The following is a 3,099-nucleotide window of genomic DNA, read 5'->3' on the forward strand; positions in this document are numbered from 1 at the left end:
GCGCGCTATCGCCACCCGCTACGACAAATACGCCACCACCTACCTCGGCGGTGTCCTCCTCGGCTGCATGATCATCCATCACCGCGTCCGCAGTTGGCAGACACGCTCTAGTCCCGCAGGCAGGCGCCGAGCGCGCCGGCCATCAGCGACACGTCGAGCGCCGACGCCAGCTCCCGGCAGGAGTGCATGGCCAGCATCGGCGCCCCGACGTCGACGGTCGGGATGCCCAGCCGGGTTGCGGTCAGCGGCCCGATGGTGCTGCCGCACGGCAGGTCCGCCCGGCTGACGAAGTACTGCACCGGCACCCCGGCCTCAGCGCAGCGCTCGGCGAACCAGCCGCCGCCCAGGGCGTCGGTGGCGTAGGCCTGGTTGGCGTTGAGCTTCAGCACCGGCCCGCCGCCCAACTGCGGGGTGTGCGCCGGCTCGTGCCGGTCGTACCGGGTGGGGTGGACGGCGTGGCCCATGTCCGCCGACACCAGCACCGACCGGGCCACCGCCTGGTACAGCGCCTGCGGGTCGCCTGGGTCGGTCACGGCCACCAGCCGGGCGACGACGTCGGCGAGGAAGCTGCCGCGTGCCCCCTGCATGGAGCCGCTGCCGACCTCCTCGTGGTCGTTGCATACCAGCACCTGGGTGCGCTCTCCCGCCGGCGCGGCCAGCAGCGCGGTGAGCCCGGAGTGGCAGCAGGCCAGGTCGTCGAGCCGCGGCGCGGCGATCCACGTCCCGTCGGCTCCGGTCCGGGCCGCCGGCTGGGTGTCGGCCAGCACCAGGTCGTGTCCGAGGACGTCGGCCACGTCCACCCCGGCAGCCTCCGCCAGCGCCTCCGCCAGCCCCGGCTCGCTCCCGAGGTCGCGGGACCACATCGGGACGAGGTGCCGCTGGGGGTCCAGGGTCAGCCCCTCGCGCACGCTGCGGTCCAGGTGGATCGCCAGCGACGGCAGCCGCAGCGGACCCCCGGGCAGCCGGACGAGCACGGTGGAGCCGCCGCGCAGCGCCACCCGGCCGGCCACGGTCAGCTCCCGGTCCAGCCACGTGTGCAGCAGCGCCCCGCCGTAGGGCTCCACGCCGACCAGTCGGTACCCGGCCTGCCGGACGTCGGAGTGCGGCCGGACCTTGAACGTCGGGGAGTCGGTGTGCGCACCCACCAGCCGCATCCCGGACGACGACAGCGGCGCGGTGCCCACCCGGAAGGCGATCAGGCTGCCACCCCGGCGGACGACGAAGTGCGCCGCACCCGGGGCCAGCTCCCACCGGTCGACCTCGGCCAGCTCGGTGAACCCGGCTGCGGTGAGCCGGCGGGCCAGCTCGGCCACCGCGTGCGAGGGGGAGAAGGAGGCGTCGACGAAGGCCCGCAGGTCATCGCCCAGCGTCAGCTCGTCGGTCGGGATCGGCATGCCCTGATCCTCCCCGGCGAGGTCCGTGCGTGACGGCCGGGTGGTCCGGGGTAGGGCGCCTCCCATGCTCGACGACATCGACATCGACCCGCAGGGCGACCACGAGTACCTGGTGACCCAGGCCAGCGAGCTGGAGGACGTGCGCACCTCGTTCCGGCTCACCCCCGAGGCGCTCGACAAGATCGGCAGTGACGACGAGGAGGACGTCGTCCGCCGCACGGTGGAGTTCCTCCGCCGCCACCAGGACGTCGCGGACTTCCCCGACGTCGTCGAGCTGGAGGACGTGATCGCCGGCTACGACGACTACCTGCCGGCGATGACCGACAACTGACGCCCGCGCTCAGCGGGCCTCGGGGACGGCCGGCCACCACAGCCGGCCGTCCGCCCCGAGCACCGCGCCCTCCGACGGCCGGTGCAGGGTCAGCCGGCCATCGGGCATCAGGTGGGACACCGGCACGCCGTGGCCCAGCACCGCGACGTCGGCGATGAGGCGCCGGTGGCAGCGCCACCACACGCTCTCGCTGCACATGACGGCGACGGTCGCCTCGGCCGCGTCGGCCAGGACCCGGTCCAGCGCGGCGCCGAACTCCGCCGTCCGCGTGTACGCCGCGTACGCGGCGAACTGGGCGACCGTCCACCACCCGTCAGCCACCGGCTCCCCGGCCGGCAGGCGCCGGCGGCCGCCGAGGCGCTCTTCCCACCGGTAGCCGATCCCCGCGCCCGGCAGCCAGTCGGCCAGCGCCTCACGCCGGACGTCGGGGTTGTTGCGGCTGCCGGGGAAGCGGCGCACGTCGACGAGCAGGCCGACGCCGACCGCGGTCAGGCGTGGGACGAGCCGGTCCCTCCCCTCGGGACCGTGGCCGACCGTCAGCAGGGGCATGTGCGCTGCCTACCCGGCGCGGCTGACCTTCGCCCGGCGTTTCCCAGCGAAGTGCCGGGTAGGACGCCACTGATCCGGAAACGACTGGCGCCGACTTCAGGCGCGCCCTGCCGCCGACCGGGGAGCTTGCCTGTGGCCCTGTCCTACCCGACCCAGCCCGGCGACATCGACCACCTGATCGCTGACGACCACGCCATCGTCGAACGCCAGTTCCAGCACCTGGAGGCCGGCCGCGGCAACCGGCGCGTGCTGGTCGACCAGATCTCCTTCGAGCTCGCCGCGCACGCCTTCGCCGAGGAGACGGTGCTCTACCCGATCTGGCCCGAGATCGGGATGGCCGACGAGCACGACGACGCCGAGCACGAGCACCAGCAGATCAAGGAGCACCTCATCGTCCTGGGTCGCACCGGAGCCCGGCGAGCCGGAGTTCGAGCAGGCGCTCAGCCAGTTGATCGCGGTCATCACCGACGAGCGCGACGTGCTGCGCAGCCAGGGACAGAAGTTCGCGGAGAACCTGGAGGCCGCCGGCGTGCCGACGACGCACCGCTACTACGCGGGCGTCATGCACGAGTTCTTCGGTGCCTCGGCCGTGCTGGACAAGGCCGAGCAGGCCCAGCAGGAGGCGTCGGAGCACTTCCGGCGCGCTTTTGCCGCGCCGACGCTGTGACCGCGGCCGCGGAGCTCGCCGTCCACGAGCGCCTCGGCGAGCTTGAGGTCGTCCACCTGTTCACTGAGAGAGCGTCTTCAAACTTGTGTGGTTAGTGGTCGGCGTGTGCTGCCGGTGATGTGAGGGAGCTCCTGGTAGGCGGATGGGTGTCTACGCCT

General features: G+C 73.2%; 5 protein-coding genes. 2 read left to right on the plus strand and 3 right to left on the minus strand.

Annotation, left to right across the window (positions count from 1 at the left end):
- Window positions 1–107: 107 nt before the first annotated feature.
- On the minus strand, window positions 108–1,394 hold the full coding sequence (locus BLW04_RS25080) for a M18 family aminopeptidase (protein ID WP_091548329.1): 1,287 nt from the start codon (window positions 1,392–1,394) through the stop codon (window positions 108–110).
- A gap of 64 nt (window positions 1,395–1,458) precedes the next feature.
- Between BLW04_RS25080 and BLW04_RS25085 the strand changes: the two genes are divergently transcribed.
- Window positions 1,459–1,725, plus strand: a complete 267-nt coding sequence (locus BLW04_RS25085; RefSeq protein WP_091548331.1) for a hypothetical protein — start codon at window positions 1,459–1,461, stop codon at window positions 1,723–1,725.
- A gap of 9 nt (window positions 1,726–1,734) precedes the next feature.
- Here the strand turns inward: BLW04_RS25085 and BLW04_RS25090 are convergent, their stop codons facing one another.
- Both BLW04_RS25090 and BLW04_RS27230 read right to left on the minus strand, forming a co-directional pair.
- The gene (locus BLW04_RS25090) at window positions 1,735–2,274 is read right to left on the minus strand and encodes a DUF488 domain-containing protein (RefSeq protein ID WP_091548333.1); all 540 of its coding nucleotides are present in this window, start codon (window positions 2,272–2,274) and stop codon (window positions 1,735–1,737) included.
- A 96-nt stretch (window positions 2,275–2,370) separates the two neighbouring features.
- The gene (locus tag BLW04_RS27230; protein WP_175484302.1) at window positions 2,371–2,736 is read right to left on the minus strand and encodes a hypothetical protein; all 366 of its coding nucleotides are present in this window, start codon (window positions 2,734–2,736) and stop codon (window positions 2,371–2,373) included.
- On the opposite strand from BLW04_RS27230, the gene BLW04_RS27235 reads away from it, so the two are divergent.
- Window positions 2,723–2,941, plus strand: coding sequence for an alpha/beta hydrolase (locus BLW04_RS27235; protein ID WP_175484303.1), 219 nt, complete (start codon window positions 2,723–2,725; stop codon window positions 2,939–2,941). The two genes, BLW04_RS27230 and BLW04_RS27235, sit on opposite strands and share 14 nt — an antisense overlap.
- The last annotated feature ends 158 nt before the right edge of the window (window positions 2,942–3,099 follow it).

It is taken from the genome of Modestobacter sp. DSM 44400 (genome assembly GCF_900107175.1).
GTDB lineage: Bacteria > Actinomycetota > Actinomycetes > Mycobacteriales > Geodermatophilaceae > Modestobacter.

What these genes read in the sequence shown, in the direction of transcription:
- BLW04_RS27230 (WP_175484302.1), bottom strand. Translation starts at nt 2,736, where the DNA reads ATGACCGCGATCAACTGGCTGAGCGCCTGCTCGAACTCCGGCTCGCCG.
- BLW04_RS25090 (WP_091548333.1), bottom strand. Translation starts at nt 2,274, where the DNA reads ATGCCCCTGCTGACGGTCGGCCACGGTCCCGAGGGGAGGGACCGGCTC.
- BLW04_RS25080 (WP_091548329.1), bottom strand. Translation starts at nt 1,394, where the DNA reads ATGCCGATCCCGACCGACGAGCTGACGCTGGGCGATGACCTGCGGGCC.
- BLW04_RS25085 (WP_091548331.1), top strand. Translation starts at nt 1,459, where the DNA reads ATGCTCGACGACATCGACATCGACCCGCAGGGCGACCACGAGTACCTG.